Origin of the sequence: Lysinibacillus sp. NPDC096382, from assembly GCF_044762845.1 — a bacterium.
Taxonomy (GTDB): Bacteria; Bacillota; Bacilli; order Bacillales_A; family Planococcaceae; genus Lysinibacillus.
Genome location: NZ_JBIWFC010000001.1, coordinates 281638 through 302536, shown reverse-complemented (window position 1 = coordinate 302536; position 20899 = coordinate 281638). Strand labels below are relative to the sequence as shown.

Genomic DNA, 20899 nt, shown 5'->3' with positions numbered 1-20899 from the left:
CTGACGCTTCGCTTTCGCGCAGAGCAGAGCTTCCTGGGGGCGTCCGATGAGCCGCTTGGGCCAACACGAAGTTGGTCACGAAGGCGTTATCACAGGACGTGATGCTCTTAGCCTTCGTTCCTCTGCCTGCTCGCTCCAGGGTCTCGTGCCAACAGGATGTTGGTCACGAAGGCGTTATCACAGGATGTGATGGTATTAGCCTTCGTTCCTCTATCGCTGATCCCCAAGGAGTCGCCAGCCTCCACTCCAATCAACTTATATACATAGCATACGTTTTAACAAATGTCATCCACAACTTTTGGTGATGAACCAATTATATCTTTTTTTCGCTCATTTCGGAAAAATAGGGAACACGCTATGTTGTGTTCCCCATTTTTTTGTCTAGAAAATCTAGATATTATTTGATTAGGATCAAACGCAAGTAAATTAGTTACCTTTAACTTGGCTCATTACTTCTTCAGCAAAGTTATCTTCACGTTTTTCGATACCTTCACCTACAGCGTAACGTACGAAGCCGTTTACTGAACCGCCAGTTGAAGCAACGAAGTCACGTACTTTTTGATCTGAGTTTTTAACGAATGTTTGGTCAAGTAAGCAAACATCTTCGAAGTATTTACCAAGACGACCTTCAACCATTTTTGCTACGATGTTTTCTGGTTTACCTTCGTTAAGAGCTTGTTCAGTCAATACTTTACGCTCACGTTCAACTTCTTCAGCAGAAACTTCATCGCGAGAAACATAAGTAGGGTTAATAGCTGCGATATGCATAGCAACATCTTTAGCAGCTGAAGCATCTGTAGAACCTTCTAAAGAAACTAATACACCAATGCGGCCGCCCATGTGTAAGTAAGAACCGAATGCATCTGCATCAGTTTTTGTTTTCACTTCGAAACGACGAAGAGTAATTTTTTCACCGATAGTTGCAATTGCTGATGAAATTTGGTCAACAACTTTTACACCTTCAGCATTTGTAAGCTCTAATGCAGCTTCAATTGATGCAGGTTTAGCAGCAAGTAATTGTTCAGCTAGAGAAGCAACTAATACTTGGAATTTATCGTTTTTAGAAACGAAGTCAGTTTCAGCATTTACTTCAAGGATAATTGCTTCGTTACCTTGTTCTAAAATGTAAGTTGTACCTTCTGCAGCGATGCGGTCAGCTTTTTTAGCAGCTGAAGAAAGACCTTTTTCACGTAGGAAATCGATTGCAGCATCTAAATCGCCATCAGTTTGTACTAACGCTTTTTTACAATCCATCATTCCAGCGCCAGTTTTTTCACGTAATTCTTTTACTAATTGTGCAGTAATGTTTGCCATTTAGTGTTTCCTCCTCAAATTGGTTGTACAAATTTTAGTGATAGGTTCTAAAAAAGGTGATAAGGGTCCTGAGCCACTTATCACCTTTTTGTAAACGTGAATTACTCAGCAGCAGCTTCTACAGCTGGAGCTTCTTCTTCACCTTGTTTTGACTCGATTAAAGCGTCAGCCATTTTAGCAGTTAAAAGTTTAACAGCGCGAATAGCATCATCATTAGCAGGGATTACGTAGTCGATTTCATCTGGATCACAGTTTGTATCAACAATACCTACTAGAGGGATGTTTAATTTAATAGCTTCTGCAACAGCAATGCGTTCTTTACGTGGGTCAACCACGAACATTACGTCTGGAAGAGCGTGCATATCACGGATACCGCCTAAGAATTTGATTAGACGTTCGTGTTCTTTTTTAAGTTGGATTACTTCTTTTTTAGGTAGAACTTCAAAAGTTCCGTCTTCTTCCATTTTTTCGATTGCTTTCATACGTGCAACACGTTTTTGAATAGTACCGAAGTTTGTAAGAGTACCACCTAACCAACGTTGGTTGATGTAGTAGTTGCCTGAACGTTCAGCTTCATCTTTGATCGCTTCTTGTGCTTGTTTTTTCGTACCAACGAAAAGAACTTTACCACCGTCTTGACCAACTTGACGCATGAAGTCATAAGCTTCCTCTAATTTTTTAACAGTTTTTTGTAAGTCGATGATGTAGATCCCGTTACGCTCAACGAAGATATATTTCTTCATTTTTGGGTTCCAACGACGAGTTTGGTGACCGAAATGTACACCAGCTTCAAGTAATTGTTTCATAGAAATTACTGACATGTGAATTTCCTCCTAGTATGTTTGGTTTTTATCCTCCGCATTTATCACTTGCAACAAGCTACCCTATACTTAGAGCACCACTTACTACATCAAAATGCGTGTGTATTAATAACACCATTTGCAACTATATCATAGCTTTATCCCGTTCGCAACTGTTTTAGTGATGAAATTTCAACAAAAGCTCAATCTCTGTTTTTCCTTTTTGCAGCTGCTTGGCAATTTCTTCTGCTGTTTTACCTTGTTTCGCTAATTCAACAGCTTGTTGTTCTATTGTTAATGGCTTCGCTTCTTCCTTTTTGGTTGCATTAGTTGGCTGCTGGGCCGAATGCACCACTTTAGCTTCTGTTTTAGCTTCAGTTTGCTGCTGACGTGAATAAGCATTGGCTACAATATTTTTGGGCACATAGAAACGCGGTTCATTATCTAGACTAGTAGAACCGTCTACTGTGCTTTCCTTTGGCAAAGAAGGCGATTGCTCCTGCTCCTTTTGTCTCTCAATCTGTTCTTCATGTTTCACAGCATTCGTTTGAGTTTCAGACTTTGAAACTCGTTGTAGCTCTTGAATTAGGCGATCATTTTCATCTTTCATCTCAGCTAAATAAACACTAATGGTGTCATCCATTTCACGCATTAAGCGCTCCTGCTTTTTTTCTAAGTCCTTAAATTTTGCTAGCTTCGTATTTAATATAATAAGGAAATAAAATGAAAGTAGCTGTAAAATAAAAAGAACCGCGATTAGTATGATTGTCATAGTAAGCTCCTATCCACTAAAATCCACAAAATTTCCTTTAAACGGATGCTGCGCTTGCGTTTCTCGCTTCTCGTTATCCTTATTTTTCTTTTTTCGAGTACCTTTTATATACTCGCCACCTGCTTCTTCATCTTCACTAATCTCATCCATACCCTCTGAAGTATTCACAACTTTTTGCTTGCGTTCTATTTCTTTTTTTAACGCGTCATTTGCATGTGCTTGCTGAGCCAAAGTTTGTTGTTGGGCCTGATCCGCCATTTTCCCTGCTTCAAATGTTTTTGGAATAGCTATTTGTAGTTCGACACCCTTTAAACTCATGTGACTCCCTCCTTCAACGATATGTATATAAGGATTATTATGCATTAATCATTTCATTAGATAATAATTTCCGTAGCTTTAATAGCGCCTTTGAGTGGATTTGTGAAATGCGCGATGTTGATAACCCAAGCATTTCTCCAATTTCTGTTAATGTTAATTCTTCAGTATAAAATAAACTAAGCACCAGCTGCTCCTTATCATTGAGCTTTTGGATATTTTCTGCTAAATCCCCAAGCAGTTCAGACTTAACGACAGCTTGCTCAGGTGTCGTTGTTGTATCATCACGAATAACAAATGACTTTCCATCAGTCTCATCTTGATCTTGCTGCTCATTAATGGAAAGAACATTTGAAAAGAAATGCTCCTGTACAGTTTGGTAAACTTCCTCAACAGGTAAAGTCATATGTTCCGCAAGTTCCTCAGGTGTTACATGACGCATATATTTTTGTTCTAACTGTTCAATCTGTGCATCTAATTTTTTTGCCTTCTCACGTGCGGAACGCGGCAACCAATCTTCCTTACGTAAACCATCAATAATTGCTCCTCTTACTCTAAAAGAAGCATATGTATCAAATTTTAAGTCTCTATTAATATCAAATTTATTTAATGCATCAAAAAGGCCTACCATACCTAAGCTCGTTAAATCGTCTCGCGATACACTCTTTGGTAAGCTCGATCCAATGCGTTGTACATGATAAGATACTAGAGAAATATATTTTTTTATAAGTAAATCACCAGCATCTGGATCACGTTCATTTATCCAGCGGTTCCACAGCTTTTGTTCATCGTTCAGAATTGGTTGTGTCATGTAATCCACCTCTCTAAGAAAAACGCATTTACGCGCCTGTTTGCCACTGTCTTATATTACCTTGTTGTTTTCTGTTGTACTTCTTCCTATGAAATTTAGTTATTTACAGAGGGTAACAAAGCGTTACTAGCTATCCAGCCTCTAACATAAAAACCAATGTAATTCTTTCCTATATTATAACAAGAATCGACTTTAATTTCATTTGTTTCTCAGACTCAATCACAGATTCTTTACATTTTTGTGTCAGGCATTTTTTAGTTTGGACATAGTCAAAACTAAAAAATGCACAAGAATTAAGATAACTATAAAAAGAGCCGCTACTCGCGACTCCTATTTTTTAAGCATTATTTAATTGCGGATCATCCTCACGAATCATCATTGTACGTACAACTTGAGCAATTTCTTCTGAGTTTTCATCTTGAAACTCAACGGTAGAGCTGGCCGTCGGTGTTTCTTGATTGTCTTCCTCACGATTGCCGGATTCGTTTTCTTCATGCTCACCTTCAACGACTTCTTCAGCATCCTCTGGTGTGAATAAAATGTAGGCAATTAAAAATCTTACAATATACATGATGAAAAACACAATTATTCCCGCCACAAATGACCCTATGATAATACGTAATGGTGTATAAGGTTTTAGAAAAGTACTAAAAAAATATATAGAAAAGGCAATTAATGCTCCCCATAGGTTATAAAAAATAGAACCAAACATTATATTTCGCTCACTCCTTGGTTAACCGTTCGAATATGTAATATCGAAGTCGCAGGACTAAATTCAATTGTTCTACCACTATTTCCGCCCGTGTCTTCGGCAACTAAACGAATTCCATGACGCTTTAGCTCATGCTTTACAGCTTCTACATTACGCGGGCCGATGCGCATGGAATCTTTATCTGAAGTAAATTGAAACATCTGCGCACCACCCGCAATTTTTGCCTTTAGCTTGAATTTTTGAACGCCTTCTAACTTTAATAAGTCAATCATTGCCGCAATGCCTGTGTCAGCAAATTTAGCCACATTTATTGACTCTTGTCTACCTAAACTCGAATCTGGCAACATCACATGAATTAGACCAGCTATTTTTTTTGATTCATCGTATAAAATAACACCTACACAAGATCCAAGACCTGATGTTCTTATCGTATTTGGTAACTTTACTACATCCATTTGTGCAATTCCAACTTTTATAACTTGCCCATTACCACTGTTTTGCATCATCTATGAAACTCCTAATGCTTTAAAAATAGCATCAAATGAGTCTGGATCTGGTAATAAAAAGAAATGCCCTCTTACTGTTTCCTGATCCTCTACACCGTCTTCAAAAATGGATGTGTTAATGACGATAACATTATCGCTAACGTGTGATAATTCAATTAAACCAATACTAATAATGGCACCAAACATGTCAACACTTAGTCCCGGCACAGTTGGATAAATTTTTAAATTTGTAAAGTCAGATAACGCCGATAAATAAGAGCCAGATAAAATATTACCCATCTCCTGCATAGCTGATAAACCTAACTCTGAAACAGGTCGTTTTTTAAAGTCGAATGATTCATCAAATATGAGACGACGAATAAAACGATTCGCTTGTTCAATTGGCAGAATAAAGAACATACTACCTTCAGCATCACCTTCAATGCGTAGATAGATTCCAACTACGACATTCTCAGATCCGCCAGCAAGCTCCATCATGTCATTAAATGAAACCATTTCAACCTTTGGTACCCGCATATCAATTTTTTTACCGAGTAAATTGGAAAGTGCTGTCGCCGCATGCGCAGCACCTATATTACCAATTTCCTTTAATACATCTAAATGTAGTGATGTAATCTTTTGATTATATGTCATTATCGATCCCTACTTTAGTGGATTTAGTACTTTTTCTAAATGCAATAAAATTAATAATCGTTTATCTATTTTAGCCACCCCTGAAATAAACTCTTCTTCCAATGAACCTACTACTTCGGGCTGTGGTTCAATAGAGTCAGCAGGGATGTCTAACACATCATTTGCAGAGTCTACGACGAAACCTACTTCCATATCTTCTAATGAAATAATGATAATACGTGTTGTTTCTTCGTGCTCAGAGATAGGTAATTCAAACCGTTCACGTAAATCTACAATTGGTGTTACGACACCGCGTAGGTTAATAACACCTTTTACATATTTCGCCGTTTTCGGTACGCGCGTAATATGCATTAGTTTTTCAATTCCTTGTACATGTGACACTGGAATCGCATATTCTTTATCAGCTAGTTGAAAAACAATTACTTTAATACTTTCTTGTTCCACTGCATTTGTCATTGTTTACACCTCTCTTATTCATTCACCTTATTTAATAAGTGCGTTACAATCCACAATTAAGGCTACTTTTCCGTTACCTAAAATTGTTGCACCTGAAATTGCAAAGATATTCGTTAAGTAGTTTCCTAATGATTTCAGAACAATTTCTTGTTGGCCAATGAATGAATCCACAACTAAACCAGCAAGCTTCTCACCTTTTCGAACGATGACCACTGAATGGAATTCGTCACCCTGTGGTTCTTTGCGAGGTACCTCAAAGATTTCTTCTAAAAATACTAGTGGTACAACTTTGCCACGGAAATCGATTACTTTTTGATTATGCGCATTCATAATTTCAGATGAACGGATAATGGAAGTTTCGATAATTGATGAAAGTGGAATTGCATAAATCTCTTTCTCTATTTCTATTAGCATGACAGAAATAATCGATAATGTCAGTGGTAATTGAATCGAGAATACTGATCCTACATCTTGTGTAGATTCAATTGAAATATTTCCACCCAATGATTCTATTGTTGTTTTAACAACGTCTAATCCAACACCTCGGCCTGATACGTCAGAAATAACATCTGCCGTTGAGAAACCAGAAGCCAAAATAAGCTCATTGATTTGCTTATCTGACATTGAATATGATTGCTCTTGTGTAACAATACCTTTAGAAATAGCTTTCGCAAGTACTTTTTCACGGTTAATACCTGCTCCATCATCTTCAATTTCAATAAAGACATAGTTACCACTATGATAAGCACGCAGGACAACTGTTCCTTCTTCTGGTTTACCTTTTGCAAGACGAGCAGTCGGATTTTCAATACCGTGGTCAACAGAATTACGAATTAAATGAACAAGAGGATCCCCGATTTCATCGATTACGGTACGATCAAGTTCTGTTTCAGCACCAATAATTTCGAGGTTAATTTTCTTGTTTAGATCACGAGATAACTGACGAATCATTTTCGGGAAACGATTGAATACTGTTTCAACCGGAACCATACGCATCGTTAAAATAATAGTTTGTAAGTCACCCATGACGCGGCTCATACGTTCCACTGTTTCATTTAACTCTCCATGGTTAACTTCAGTTGCAATAGACTGTAGTCGTCCTCGATCGATAACAAGTTCTTCAAATAAGTTCATTAATATATCAAGTCGCTCGATATTTACACGAATTGTTTTATTACCTACAGGCGCATGACTTTTTTCAGCCTTAGCAGGCGCCACTGCTTTTGCAGGTGTAGGTGTTGCAGTATTTGTTTTAGGTGCGGTAGCAGGTTGAGCCTCAACTTCTACCGTTGCTGTTGCCACTACTTCTTGAATTGCTTGTTCTTTTTCGCTCTGGTGCTTTTGTTCGATCGTTGCGACAATCACTTCTTCGACTTCAGAAACTTTCATAATCTTTTTCTGCATATCTTCAGCAGATTCTTTTGTTACGAAGGCTACGTAAAATTGTTGGTCGAACTGTTCGTCTTCAAGCTTATCTACAGATGGAGTTGATTTAATAACATCCCCATCTTTTTCCAATATTTCAAACACCATAAATACACGTGCTGCTTTCAAAAGACAGTCCTCACGTAATTTCACTGAAATTTCGAATGCATTGAAACCTTGTTCAGCAGATTGTGAAATAACTGTTTGTTCAAAGCCGTCATACTCTAACACACTTGCTACAGCAGTAGTTGGTGTCTCAATAGTTGCGACAATAACTTCTTCAACTTCTGAAACGCTCATAATCTTTTTCTGCATATCTTCAGCAGATTCTTTCGTTACGAAAGCTACGTAAAATTGTTGGTCGAACTGTCCGTCTTCAAGCTTTTCTACAGATGGAGTTGATTTAATAACTTCTCCATCTTTTTCTAAAATCTCAAACACCATAAATACTCGTGCTGCTTTTAAAAGACAGTCCTCACGTAATCGCACTGAAATTTCAAATGCATTGAAACCTTGTTCAGTAGATTGAGCAATAACTGTTTGTTCAAAGCCGTCATACTCTAACACACTTGCTACAGCTGTAGCTGGTGTCTCGGCAGTTACTACTACTTCAGGAATCGCTTCCTCACCTAATTCAATACGCTTTAATTGAGCAACAGTTGAAGATACATCACGTTTTCCATCTCCGCCATTTGCAATGTCCATTACCATTTCTTCTAGATGGTCAACAGACTCGAAGACAACATCTAAAATTTCAGGAGTTACATGGATTTTCTCATTGCGGATCGCATCCAACACATTTTCCATTTTATGAGTTAAATCTGCTAAATCTTCAAAGCCCATTGTCGCAGACATACCTTTTAATGTATGCGCAGAGCGGAATATTTCTCCAACAATCGCCAAATCGTCTGGATTTTTTTCTAGTTCTAATAAATGTTCACTACACGCTTGTAAATGGTCTTTACTTTCTTCAATAAACATCTCTAAATATTGATTGACTTCCATAAGAGGACACCCCTTTAAGGCAAATATTTCATTATTGTTTGTGCAATATCATCTACATCTGCTACTTCATCGACAAGCTGCGTTTCCACTGCTGCTTTCGGCATACCATACACTATGCAAGTTTCAGCTGACTCAGCGATTGCAATCACATTTCCAGTACTTTTTAGTGCTTTTAGTCCATCAGAGCCGTCATGGCCCATACCTGTCATAATAACTGCCACTTTATCAAAATCATTAAATTGGCTGACATCTTCAAACATGACATCTACAGAAGGGCGATGTCCAGATCTAGGTGGTTCATTATTATCAAGAACTATGCCAAAGGAGGTACCTACTTTTCTAAGTTTTAAATGATACCCACCAGGTGCAATATACGCCGTGCCATTTTGAAGAATATCTCCTTGCTCAGCTTCCTTTACGGTAATCTCACTCAATTGATCCAAACGAGTTGCAAGAGATTTTGTAAATCCTGCTGGCATATGCTGGACAATTAAAATTGGTGCTTGAATTGATTTTGGGATTTTTGTTATTACTTCTTGTAATGCTCTAGGTCCGCCGGTAGAAGTCCCAATCAGTACAATTTTCCGCCCTACTTTATTCCATTCAACATGTGGCTTTGATAATTCTGCCCTTGTCGGAAAAACATTGACAGGAGGAGCCACTATGCCTTCACTAAAAGATTCTCGTCTAACAGTACTCGCTATTAATGAATGTTCTTGTTGTCTTTTACTACTAGAAGGTTTTTTTAATTTTGAAATAGGTACCGATGATGCTTGTTCAACCTTGTGAACAAGTTCGGTTTGGATTTTATGTAAATCAAGAGAAATTGTTCCGCTCGGCTTTGCGACAAAATCTACTGCACCAAGTTCAATTGCTGACAAGGCATTTTCTGCTCCTCGTTGAGTTGTACTTGAGAGCATGACAACAGGTACTGGACATATAGTCATAATTTCTTTTAAAGCATCAAGCCCATTCATTTCAGGCATCTCAATATCCATTGTCACAACTGTTGGCTGCAATGATTGAATCTTCTTTATCGCATCTTTCCCATTTCGTGCTGTTCCAACTACTTCAACCTTCGAGTTGCCAACAAAAAAGTCACTAATTAGCTTTCTCATAAAAGCAGAATCATCAACAACTAATAGCTTGCTTTTATGTAAAAAGTCCAATTAATCACGCCCTTTCGAAAAAATACTTCTTAATTTAGTTAAGAAATTACCCGCTGACTGATCATGTGCATGAACTTCCTCCACACGGTATTCCATAAAACGTGCCACTATAAGATGAAGCGTCTTTGTAATAAGCGCGTCTGGATAGGCAAGTGAAAAAGGCACTTGCTCACGCACAGCCTTACGCACAACAGAATCTTCAGGTAATGAGCCTAATATTGTAACCTCTTTGTCCAAAAAACGTTTCATCGAACGCTTCAGTCGTTCATTGGTTTCCAGTCCTTCTTCTTTACTATAAGCTCGATTACAAAGTATATAAAATTGCTTGTCTACATCTCTCGTATGAATATATTTCATCATTGAATAGGCATCTGTTATAGAAGTTGGCTCTGCTGTTGATAAAACAATGATTTCATCTATAGAAGTTAGTAAATCTAATGACCAGTTAGTTGCTCCTGCTCCCATATCAAATAAGATGTAATCAAAGCTTTTTTGAAGCTGCTCAAATGCATGAATGAGTCGATCAAACATAATCTCTGACCATTGTAAGACGCCCGACATACCAGACCCGCCTGAAATATACTTTAAATCGTAAGGACCTTCAAATATTACCTCATCTAGTAACTTATTTCCTTCTAAGTAATCTTTCAAACTATAGGATGCATTTTTTCCAATTAAAATATTGATATTTCCCATACCAATATCCATATCAACGATGACAACTTTTTTCCCTTTATTGGCCATTGTAATGGCAAAATTCATCGTGAAGTTACTTTTACCAACTCCACCTTTTCCACTTACAACCGCAATTGCCCTGCCTAATTCGCCTTGCTGTTTTAACATTTTCAAGCGTAATGTTTCAGCTTGGTCTCTCATTTTTCTTCACCTTGAAAAAATAAATTTAGTACTGCTTCTAGATCAGCTTCCTCAATATCTTCTGGTACTTCTTGACCATTCGTGTAGTAAGCAAGTCCTTTATTATATTTAATCATTAAATTAATCATTGTGCCAATAGAATTTGTTTCATCAATTTTTGTAAAAATGAATTTTTCAATTGGTAATTGCTTAAATTGCTCTACAATGTTTGCCATATCCTTTTCTTTCGTTGTCATAGCAAGTACTAAGAAGGACTCAGCTTGATCATCAAATTTTATGAGACGCTGTAAATCGTCTACATATTTTACCTCTTTATAATTGCGGCCAGCTGTATCTATAAACACTAAATCTAAATGGGACAAACGATGGATTGCTTGTTCAAAATCTGTTGCATTATAGGCAATTTCGACAGGAGCTTGTAACAGTCCAGCATACGTTTTTAATTGTTCAATTGCGGCAATACGGTAAGTATCTGTCGTGATAAATCCTATTTTTTTCTTTTTTTCTAAAACTGCTCTAGCTGCCATTTTAGCAATTGTCGTAGTCTTTCCGACACCTGTTGGACCTAGAACATTAATATATTTTTTGTCATAGGATAAGCCCCCGACTGGGAGATTCTCTAGCTCTTTGCGCAATAAATTTTTCGTAACCATCTTACATTGAGAAAAATTGATTTCTGACGCTTCTTTGAAATGCGTAAAAAGCTCATCACCAATCGTTGTGATGAGCTCCTCACTTAGCTCCTGCTGTCTTAAGTATTCAATGAAGGGTAAGAGTTCATCGGGATATTGATCTTGGATAGTCTTCTTATGCATAGAATGCATTAAAGATTTTAAATCTGCGATTTCCTTCCTCAAATCTTCAGAAATGCCAGTTTCCTCATGCAAGGGCACATCATTCTGTGGCTGTACTTGGTGCGTTTTAGCTTGCACAGCATTCGTAATCTCTTGTAACCTTACATTTTCTTTTTTAGCTGTTGTTATAGGTAAAGCTGCAGGTGCTGGAGCCACATTACCTGGCTCCATTGAATCAATCCCTGCAACAACCTCAAAACTTTTCTTTTTAATAATTCCAAAAAACTTTTTTGTAACGACTACTTTCGAATTCAAAATGACAGCGTCCTCACCTAATTCAGCACGTACAAGCTTCATCGCTTCTGGTATGGAGGATGCATAATATTTTTTCATTTTCATTCAACATTCACCACCCCAACACTTTGAATTTCAATTGTAGCATCAAGTTCATTGTATGATAGAACTGGAATTTGCGGGAAATAACGCTCCGTTAGTTGACGTAAATACATACGAACTGCTGGAGAGCATAAGATAATAGCAGATTGTTCCATAAAGGAAACGCGTTCTACTTCTGCAGCCATAGTCTCCAAGACAGTTTGAGAATCTTGCGGATCCATCGCTAAGTAATTTCCGTGATCAGTTTGTTGAATACTATCAGCAATCATTTTCTCTACTTTACCCGAAACAGTTATAACCTTTAATGATGAGTTGTCTCCTACGTATTGAGAAGTAATCTGACGTGCCAATGATTGACGTACATACTCCGTTAATATATCGGTATCGCTCGTTAACTTTGCATAGTCTGCTAGCGTCTCAAAAATAATTGGTAAGTTTCGCACTGAAACATTTTCTCGTAAGAGTTTACCCAGTACTTTTTGAATTTCTCCAGTCGATAACGGTGTAGGCGTCAGCTCTTCGACTAAAATTGGATGTGTTTCACGTAAATGATCAATTAACTGCTTCGTCTCTTGACGACCGAGTAATTCATAAGCATTTGCTCGAATCATTTCGGTTAAATGAGTCGACACTACGCTCGGTGGGTCAACAACTGTGTAGCCGAACATTTCGGCATCTTCTTTCACTTGCTCAGTAATCCATTTTGCAGGTAAACCAAATGACGGTTCAACTGTGTCAATTCCTTCGATGGAATCATCATCTCCTGGACTCATTGCTAAATAATGATCAAGTAGAAGTTCCCCACGTGCCATTTCGTTACCCTTTATTTTAATTCGATATTCATTTGGTTGTAATTGAATATTATCGCGAATACGGACAACCGGAATGACAATCCCTAATTCTAATGCTAACTGTCGACGTATCATAATGACTCGATCTAATAAATCTCCACCTTGAGCAGCATCTACTAACGGTATTAAACCATAGCCGAATTCAAACTCGATTGGGTCCACATTTAATAAATTCACAACGTTTTCAGGGCTCTTCATGCCGTCTGTTGCCACTTCTTCCTCAATTTCAAGTAATTCTTCTTCATCCTCTGGTTTCTTATGGTCCATCATATAAGCACCAGCAATTAGCGAACCACCAATTGGAAGCGTTATCCATAAAGGGATAGGTGTGAAAAATCCAAGTAAAAGTATTGTTCCACCAGCTACATAAAGCAGTTTCGCTTGAGCAAAAAGCTGCCCTGTAATATCTTCACCAAGACTTCCCTTAGAAGATGCACGTGTTACGACAATCCCTGTCGCAGTAGAGATAAGTAGCGCAGGAATTTGTGAGACAATACCATCCCCAACTGTTAACTTAGAAAAATGATTCGCTGCATCTGCAAATGGAAGACCCATCTGCACAACACCGATGATGATACCAAATAATAAGTTGATAATAACCATGACCATAGAGGCAATGGCATCCCCTTTTACGAATTTTGTGGCACCATCCATCGCTCCGTAAAAGTCCGCTTCACCCGCTACTTTTTCGCGTCGTTCACGTGCTTCCTTTTCAGAAATAACTCCTGCATTTAAATCAGCATCAATACTCATTTGTTTACCCGGCATCGCATCCAGTGTGAAACGTGCTGCTACTTCAGCTACACGCTCCGCTCCTTTTGTAATAACGATAAACTGAATTAACACAAGAATTAAGAATACAACTAAACCAACTAGTACATTCCCGCCGACTACAAAATCACCAAACGTTTCAACAACCGCACCAGCATCACCTTTGGCTAAAATGGCACGTGTTGTAGAGACGCTCAGTCCGAGTCGGAACAAAGTTAACAATAAAATAACTGAAGGGAAAATAGAAAAGTCTAACGCTTCCTTCATACTCATTGCTGTTAACAGTACGATTAATCCTAATGTAATATTAATGACGATTAAGAAACTTAACATCCACGGAGGAAGAGGAATGATGAGCATCGCAACGATTAAAATAACCGCACCTAAAACCCCTATATCGCGAACTTTCATTTGTGTCCCTCCTACAAAAAGCTTTAAATTTTCCGCTTAATTCGATAAACATAAGCAAGCACTTCGGCTATTGCTTTGAAAAACTCTTCTGGTACTTGATCACCGATTTCAACTTGATCGTACATTGCTCGTGCTAATGGCCTGTTTTCAACCATAATCACATCATGTTCTTTCGCAATCATTTTAATTTTTTGAGCGATAAAGTCTGTACCCTTGGCAACAATGCGTGGGGCTTCCATACTTTCCTCATCATATTTGAGGGCAATCGCATAGTGAGTTGGGTTAGTGATGACAACATCGGCGTTTGGAATCTCTGACATCATTCGACGCATCGCCATTTCGCGTTGGCGTTGCTTAATTTTCGATTTTATCAGCGGATCGCCCTCACTATTTTTATATTCATCTTTAATATCTTGCTTAGACATTTTAAGATTTTTTTCGTAATCAAATTTTTGATACATCCAGTCTAAAAGGGATACACATAGTAAGACAAGCGAAGCAGCAATCCCCATAATACCAACAAGCTTACCCACGGTAATAAGAGTTATCCATGGGCTTTTAAAGGATAACGCCAAAACTTTCGGTAAATTTGTCCAAACTATAATTGTCGTAACGCCACCGATGAAGCCAATCTTTAATACTGACTTTATAAGCTCTATAATGGCTTTAACAGAAAATATTTTTTTCAACCCTTTGATCGGGTCCATTTTTTTCAAATCAAACTTCATTGGTTCTAATGTAAATAGAAAACCGAACTGTAGAAAGTTACCTGCCAACGCTCCAACAAATGCAATTCCCATAATTGGACCAATAACAAAAGCCATTTGCGCCAATGTTTCTGTAAATAAGCGCATCACACTATCAATTGTTAGTGTTTCTACGCGTATGTTATGAATAAAAGTTTGCTTAAAAAAAGCTAAAAGATCGTCTAGCATTGAACCTGCAAAGAAATATAAAAAGATAAATACCATGAGCATGACAATTGCACTGGAAATATCCTGACTCTTGATAACCTGACCTTTTTTTCGAGCATCTTGTCGTTTTTTGGGCGTTGCCTTTTCCGTTTTTTCTCCCGCAAAATACTGTAAATCTAAATCCAGTAGTAGCAACATTTTACCCACCACCTAAAATAGCCATTACATCACGCATCGCATAAATCATAATTGTAATAAGCTTTTGTATCACTTGAACCATTACAGCCATCATTGTGAATAACACTAGAAAACTAACACCAATTTTAATAGGAAAACCAACAACAAAAATATTTAATTGCGGTACAGTTTTCGCCGTGATTCCTAGTGCCAAGTCGACTAAAAATAAAGTAGCTACTACTGGAGCAGCCATTTGAAAGGCAATCGCAAAAACAGCTGTAAATTTTGTGATGATAAACTCTATATAATTATCATTTGCGAAATTAGGAAATCCTTGATCCATCGGTAAAAATTGATAACTATAATAAATTCCATCGAGAATCATATGATGTCCATTTATAGCTAGTAGAAAAAGTAATGCTAGCGTATTAAAAAACTGTCCTATCAATGGACTTTGTGCACCTGTTTGCGGGTCAATAATATTGGCAATGGCAAAACCCATTTGAAAATCTATAAAGCTTCCGGCAATTTGAATTGCCGACATGATGATATAGCCTACTAAACCGAGTAACAGTCCAATGAGTGCTTCTTTCATCACTAAAAGTATGTAATCACCATTAAATACAAATGGTTCGACGTCAATTGTGTAATACATCATCCAAGCTAAAACTAATGCGAGCGTTATTTTAACTTGTGGCGGAATCGTTCTGTACGAGAAAAAAGGCACCGTGACAAAAAATGCCGATACGCGCACAAGCACTAATAAGAAAACCGTAAAATGCGGGATTAATTCATTCATCTACTCACCCTATATAACGCGTTAAATTCTCAAAAATGTCTCTCGCATAGCTAGTCACTTGTGATAACATCCAAGGACCGAAAAATACGATGGCTGCTAATACAGCGATGATTTTTGGCACGAATGCTAAAGTTTGCTCTTGAATCGATGTAGTTGCCTGAAAAATACTTACCGCTAAACCAGAGATTAAAGCAACTAATAGTAGCGGACCGCTTGTTAGAAGGATAACCATAATGGCACGCTCTGCAATGGAAATAACCAATTCACCTGTCATACTGTATCATCCCCTAAAAACTTTGTAGTAATGATTTCATCACAAGATACCAACCATCAACGAGTACAAATAATAAAATCTTAAACGGCAATGAAATCATAACCGGTGGTAACATCATCATCCCCATCGACATTAGCGTACTTGCGACAATCATGTCGATTACTAGGAATGGAATAAAAATCATAAAACCAATTTCAAATGCTGTTTTAATCTCACTCAATGCGAAAGCAGGTACTAGCATTGTCAGTGGAATTTCTTCTACAGATGCTGGTGTTTCTGCTTTATTATACTTTAAAAATAAATTAAGATCCTTTGGCCTTGTATACTTACTCATAAACTCTTTAAACGGCACACTGGCTCGATCGTACGCTTCTTCAATGCCAATTTCCTCAGAAAATAATGGCTGTAATGCCTCTTTATTGACCTCTTGAAATGTTGGGGCCATGATAAAGAAAGTTAAAAACAAGGCAAGCCCTACAATGACCTGGTTCGGTGGCATTTGCTGTGTCGCCAACGCAGTACGAACAAACGATAATACGATAACTATTCGTGTGAACGATGTCATCAAAATTAAAATACTAGGTGCCAGTGAAAGAACTGTTAACATCAAGAGAAGCTTCACTGCGCTAGAGACATTTGTCGGGTCGCTGTTGGAAAAAACACTGATTACATCATTCATTTATCATCATTCTCCTTTTGCTTCCATTTCTCCAGCTCTTCACTGCGCTCCTGTTTAATTTCGGAAATCTTTTTTTCGAACAGCTCACCAAAAGAGTTTTGTTTTTGTTGTACTGTTGAACTTTCATTATTTTTTTTCTTAAACTTAGATAATACTTCTGCAATATACGGTGATGTTGCTGCAAGTTCTTGTCGTTCATTATATAGCGCTAAAAGTGTTGCAATTTCATCCGGATCAGTAATTTCACGTAATAGCTGGACATCATCACCGACCCCAACTAAATAGAGTGTTTTACCTACTTGTAATAGTTGTACCGACTTTTGGGCACCTAACGATAAACCGCCTAAATTTTGTACTAATTGATTACGTTGAAAGTTTAAATTTCTTCTATTTAAAAACTTCATTAATCCATAAAATAAAGCTACAACAAAAATAAGCGCCAACACCATTTTTATGTATTCCCACGTAGATACACCTCCAGCCGCTTGTGAATCTGAATCTTTCTTAGCAGCTGGAGTACTATCTTCTTCACAATCTCCTTTTTTGATGCAGTCGCTCACAGAATTCGTGTTAGATTCTGCATATACAGAAGTCGTTGTAGGGTACAAAAACAGGAAGGTTACAAGAAATGCGAAAATCATCGTTAGACGAAATGATTTTAACATTTGCATTCAATCATCCTAGAGCTTTTTGAATCGCTTCAATTACACGATCAGCTTGGAAAGGTTTCACAATAAAGTCTTTCGCACCAGCTTGAATTGCATCGATTACCATTGCTTGTTGTCCCATTGCCGAACACATAATGACAGTTGCATTTGGATCTGAACCTTTAATTGCTTTAAGCGCAGCAATACCGTCCATTTCTGGCATCGTAATATCCATTGTTACTAGGTCTGGCTTTAATTCGTTGTACTTTTCAACTGCCTGTAAACCATCAGCAGCCTCTCCAACAACTTCAAACCCATTTTTCGATAAAATATCCTTGATCATCATGCGCATGAATGCGGCATCATCTACAATCAAAATTCTTTTAGACATGGTTAACTCCTCCAATTGAAACTATCTTAAATTATTTAAACGCTCTGCTTGACTTAAAACATCTGTAATGCGGACACCGAAGTTTTCATCAATAACAACGACTTCACCTTTAGCGATTAAACGGCTATTTACTAAAATATCAACTGGTTCACCAGCCAATTTATCTAGTTCAATAATCGAACCACTAGATAGTTCTAATATCTCTTTTACAGAACGCTTTGTACGTCCTAACTCTACAGTAACTTGCAATGGAATATCAAGTAGCATATTTAAATTTCTAGCTTCAGATTGCGAGATAACATTTGGATCAAAACTAGCAAACTGTGCTTGTTGAACATTGACCGGTTGCATAGGTCTTGTTGCTTGAGGAATCTGTTGTTGCTCTTGATACATTGGTTGCTGCACAGGAGCTGTCTGCTGTTGATATACTGGCTGTTCAGGCTGTGGTGCTACTGGCGCTTGCGGTTGCATAGTCGCTTGTGGTTGTACAGGCGCAGGAGCTACTGGCGCTTCAGGTGCTATTGTTGCAGCCACAGGTTCACCGATTGATTCTGTTTCTCCTAACAGAGATTTTACAATGTTTTGACTAAATTTCAGCGGCAATAATTGCATTATATTCGAATCAATTAAATTACCAATTTTCAATCTAAACGATACTTTTACGAGTAAATCATCTTCAGGAATATTTTCTCGTCCTTCGTTTTGAGAAATATTCATTAAATCAATAGTAGGTGGAGAAATATCCACTTTTTTATTAAATACTGTCGACATTGAAGTAGCCGCAGAACCCATCATTTGATTCATAGCTTCTTGCACGGCACTTAGCTGAATTTCACCTAAATCTGGTTTCGGATTTAAGCCATCTCCACCTAACATTAAATCAGCAATAATCGCTGCATCGGATTGCTTAATAACAAGTAAATTCATACCTGTTAACCCGATTGTATATTCAACCTGTACGGCTACATAAGGATGAGGAAATTCCTCTTCTAATTTATTTCGGTTAATCATTGAAATACTTGGGGTAGTAATATCTACTTTTTGACCTAGTAACGCTGAAAGCGCCGTTGCAGAGCTACCAAAAGATATATTTCCTACCTCACCTAACGCATCTTGGGCAAACGAATCGAGGTAATCCTCTACTTTTAAATCATTAATTTCCTCATTTGTAGAAGCTTCAGTGCCGCTGTTTTTATCTTCCAACGTTTCGCCCCTTAATAACGCTTCAATTTCTTCTTGGGAGAGCATTTCATCACTCATCTTCGTCTCCTCCTTTCAAAGGGTCGATAATCTGGATTGCTAATTTTTTGCCTTGTTTTCCTGGTTGAACTGTAAATTTCGGTAATGTCCCTACTTTTAACAGTAGTGGATCTTCAATTTTTTGTTCTAATTGAATAACATCTCCAACTTGCATTGTGAGGAAATCCTCAATGGTAATGTCTGTAATACCTAGTTCAACGGAAACAGGTAGTTGTGCTTGTTTCACACGTGTTTCAAGCATTTTTGTTTGCTCTGGAGACATCTCTTTTGTATTAGTCTGCATCCAGTAACGAACAGAAAGATTTGGAACTATTGGCTCCAATACAACATGCGGGATACAAATATTAATCATACCGCTTGTCTCACCGATGATCGTATTTAAGGAAATAACGACAACTGTTTCATTTGGTGAAATCATTTGTAAAAATTGAGGGTTGACCTCAAGTTCTACTAAAATTGGATCAATTTCCGCAACATTTTCCCATGCCTCGCGTAAATTGTCGAATGAACGTTCAAAAAGGTTTGTCATAATTTTAGTTTCAATTTCTGTTAAGTTATCCACATTACTATGACTCGCCCCACTACCGCCCATTAAACGATCTAACATCGAGTAGGCGATGTTTGGGTTTATTTCCATCAATATATTACCATCTAATGGTGGCACTTCAAACACATTAATGAGTGTCATATTCGGAATCGAACGTACAAACTCTTCAAATGGTATTTGGTCCACTGATGCAACAGTAATCTGCACATAGCTTCTTAGCTGTGCAGAAAAGAAGGTTGTCAGTAATCGTGCAAAATTTTCATGTATTCGGGTCAAACTTCGGATTTGATCTTTTGAGAAACGAAGTGCTCGTTTAAAGTCATACACTTTAACCTTGCGCCCCTCGTCCTCTTTTTTCATGTCGTCCGCTGACATTTCCCCGGTTGATATTGCGGAAAGCAGCGCATCTATCTCGGATTGAGATAACACATCTCCTGCCATTTGCCCACCTCCATTTCAAGCAGTTTCTTTAATTATTGGGTGATGAAGGAGGTAAAATAAACTTCCTGAACTTCTCCCTCTTGCATCAATTCATTAATTTTTGTTTTTAATGATTTTTGGAAAACTTGTTTTCCTTGCTTACCTTCTAAATCTTTTTGCTCCATCTCGGAAAGCTCTTGAATAACAATATTTTTCACTTGGAAATCACGCTTCGTTAATTCAGCAGCAGCATCTTTACTTGATGTTTGAATTTTTAACGAAAAGCGTACAACTTTGTTATCAGCTAGATTTGTAGTAATTTCCGGAATTTCAACAGAAGCTTCTACGATTTCATCAATAGTTGGCTCAAGAGTCTTTGCTGGCTTATTAAATTGAGTAAATAATGCAAAGCAAATACCCCCGATAAGTATAATTGCTACTAGTACGATGATAATCATCGTTAACATTTTGTTATTCTTCATCTTCTTCACCTCGTAGATGCGGGTTTGATAGTATTTGTATATTTTTATAAAAGGCTGATACCTTTTGTCGCACCTCATCTTCACTCTGTAAAACAATGATTTTGGTTCCAGTCGTTAATGTAATGGTCGTATCTGGAAAAGATTCGACCGTTTCTATGTATAAAGCATTCAATGTAAATGCTTTGCCATTTAAACGTGTTAGTTCAATCATTGAAATAGGGCCGGGTCTAGCACGAGAGCCGGCCCGACCCTCCCTCATATGAAATTATGTTTTTAGTTTTGAGCACTTTGA

24 protein-coding genes are annotated in these 20899 nt (G+C 37.7%); all 24 read right to left on the bottom strand.

The window, feature by feature from the left end:
• Positions 1–426: 426 nt before the first annotated feature.
• A complete protein-coding gene (gene tsf / locus ACIQZA_RS01450; RefSeq protein ID WP_142507451.1) occupies positions 427–1314 on the bottom strand; it encodes a translation elongation factor Ts in 888 nt (295 codons plus the stop codon).
• Between the two features lie 101 nt (positions 1315–1415).
• Complete coding sequence (rpsB, locus tag ACIQZA_RS01445) at positions 1416–2135, bottom strand: 30S ribosomal protein S2 (RefSeq protein WP_049668466.1); 720 nt, start codon at positions 2133–2135, stop codon at positions 1416–1418.
• A gap of 157 nt (positions 2136–2292) precedes the next feature.
• Entirely contained in the window at positions 2293–2886 is a 594-nt protein-coding gene (locus ACIQZA_RS01440; protein WP_142507452.1) for a hypothetical protein, read from the bottom strand.
• 9 nt (positions 2887–2895) lie between these two features.
• Positions 2896–3204 carry an RNA polymerase subunit sigma gene (locus ACIQZA_RS01435; RefSeq protein ID WP_132357417.1) on the bottom strand — a complete coding sequence of 103 codons (309 nt, stop codon included), beginning with the start codon at positions 3202–3204 and terminating at the stop codon, positions 2896–2898.
• Positions 3205–3241: 37 nt separating this feature from the next.
• Entirely contained in the window at positions 3242–4012 is a 771-nt protein-coding gene (locus tag ACIQZA_RS01430) for a FliA/WhiG family RNA polymerase sigma factor (protein WP_132357418.1), read from the bottom strand.
• Positions 4013–4349: 337 nt separating this feature from the next.
• Entirely contained in the window at positions 4350–4724 is a 375-nt protein-coding gene (locus ACIQZA_RS01425; protein WP_142507453.1) for a hypothetical protein, read from the bottom strand.
• Complete coding sequence (locus ACIQZA_RS01420; RefSeq protein WP_142507454.1) at positions 4724–5230, bottom strand: chemotaxis protein CheD; 507 nt, start codon at positions 5228–5230, stop codon at positions 4724–4726. Before ACIQZA_RS01420 ends, ACIQZA_RS01425 begins: the two co-directional genes overlap by 1 nt.
• Positions 5231–5863 carry a chemotaxis protein CheC gene (locus ACIQZA_RS01415; RefSeq protein ID WP_132357421.1) on the bottom strand — a complete coding sequence of 211 codons (633 nt, stop codon included), beginning with the start codon at positions 5861–5863 and terminating at the stop codon, positions 5231–5233.
• A gap of 9 nt (positions 5864–5872) precedes the next feature.
• Positions 5873–6319, bottom strand: coding sequence for a chemotaxis protein CheW (locus tag ACIQZA_RS01410; protein ID WP_132357422.1), 447 nt, complete (start codon positions 6317–6319; stop codon positions 5873–5875).
• Between the two features lie 27 nt (positions 6320–6346).
• Positions 6347–8749 (bottom strand): chemotaxis protein CheW, encoded by a 2403-nt coding sequence (locus tag ACIQZA_RS01405; RefSeq protein WP_402880080.1) that lies wholly within the window; start codon positions 8747–8749, stop codon positions 6347–6349.
• A gap of 14 nt (positions 8750–8763) precedes the next feature.
• The gene (locus ACIQZA_RS01400) at positions 8764–9918 is read right to left on the bottom strand and encodes a protein-glutamate methylesterase/protein-glutamine glutaminase (protein ID WP_402880081.1); all 1155 of its coding nucleotides are present in this window, start codon (positions 9916–9918) and stop codon (positions 8764–8766) included.
• Positions 9919–10794: a MinD/ParA family protein gene (locus ACIQZA_RS01395; protein WP_400934299.1), complete on the bottom strand. Its 876-nt coding sequence runs from the start codon at positions 10792–10794 to the stop codon at positions 9919–9921.
• On the bottom strand, positions 10791–11987 hold the full coding sequence (flhF, locus tag ACIQZA_RS01390) for a flagellar biosynthesis GTPase FlhF (protein ID WP_142507457.1): 1197 nt from the start codon (positions 11985–11987) through the stop codon (positions 10791–10793). Before flhF ends, ACIQZA_RS01395 begins: the two co-directional genes overlap by 4 nt.
• Entirely contained in the window at positions 11984–14017 is a 2034-nt protein-coding gene (gene flhA / locus ACIQZA_RS01385) for a flagellar biosynthesis protein FlhA (RefSeq protein WP_402880082.1), read from the bottom strand. Before flhA ends, flhF begins: the two co-directional genes overlap by 4 nt.
• 23 nt (positions 14018–14040) lie before the next feature.
• Complete coding sequence (gene flhB, locus ACIQZA_RS01380; protein ID WP_142507459.1) at positions 14041–15129, bottom strand: flagellar biosynthesis protein FlhB; 1089 nt, start codon at positions 15127–15129, stop codon at positions 14041–14043.
• A gap of 1 nt (position 15130) precedes the next feature.
• Complete coding sequence (gene fliR, locus ACIQZA_RS01375) at positions 15131–15907, bottom strand: flagellar biosynthetic protein FliR (RefSeq protein WP_142507460.1); 777 nt, start codon at positions 15905–15907, stop codon at positions 15131–15133.
• A gap of 4 nt (positions 15908–15911) precedes the next feature.
• Entirely contained in the window at positions 15912–16181 is a 270-nt protein-coding gene (fliQ, locus tag ACIQZA_RS01370) for a flagellar biosynthesis protein FliQ (RefSeq protein ID WP_142507461.1), read from the bottom strand.
• A 13-nt stretch (positions 16182–16194) separates the two neighbouring features.
• Entirely contained in the window at positions 16195–16860 is a 666-nt protein-coding gene (gene fliP, locus ACIQZA_RS01365; RefSeq protein WP_142507462.1) for a flagellar type III secretion system pore protein FliP, read from the bottom strand.
• Positions 16857–17525, bottom strand: coding sequence for a flagellar biosynthetic protein FliO (locus ACIQZA_RS01360; RefSeq protein ID WP_402880084.1), 669 nt, complete (start codon positions 17523–17525; stop codon positions 16857–16859). Before ACIQZA_RS01360 ends, fliP begins: the two co-directional genes overlap by 4 nt.
• Before the next feature lie 10 nt (positions 17526–17535).
• The gene (locus ACIQZA_RS01355; RefSeq protein WP_049668450.1) at positions 17536–17898 is read right to left on the bottom strand and encodes a response regulator; all 363 of its coding nucleotides are present in this window, start codon (positions 17896–17898) and stop codon (positions 17536–17538) included.
• Between the two features lie 21 nt (positions 17899–17919).
• Positions 17920–19158 carry a flagellar motor switch phosphatase FliY gene (fliY, locus tag ACIQZA_RS01350; RefSeq protein ID WP_400934292.1) on the bottom strand — a complete coding sequence of 413 codons (1239 nt, stop codon included), beginning with the start codon at positions 19156–19158 and terminating at the stop codon, positions 17920–17922.
• Complete coding sequence (gene fliM, locus ACIQZA_RS01345; protein ID WP_049668449.1) at positions 19151–20146, bottom strand: flagellar motor switch protein FliM; 996 nt, start codon at positions 20144–20146, stop codon at positions 19151–19153. Before fliM ends, fliY begins: the two co-directional genes overlap by 8 nt.
• A 32-nt stretch (positions 20147–20178) precedes the next feature.
• A complete protein-coding gene (gene fliL / locus ACIQZA_RS01340; protein WP_142507465.1) occupies positions 20179–20607 on the bottom strand; it encodes a flagellar basal body-associated protein FliL in 429 nt (142 codons plus the stop codon).
• A complete protein-coding gene (locus ACIQZA_RS01335) occupies positions 20597–20818 on the bottom strand; it encodes a flagellar FlbD family protein (RefSeq protein WP_400934290.1) in 222 nt (73 codons plus the stop codon). Before ACIQZA_RS01335 ends, fliL begins: the two co-directional genes overlap by 11 nt.
• Positions 20819–20899: the final 81 nt, after the last annotated feature.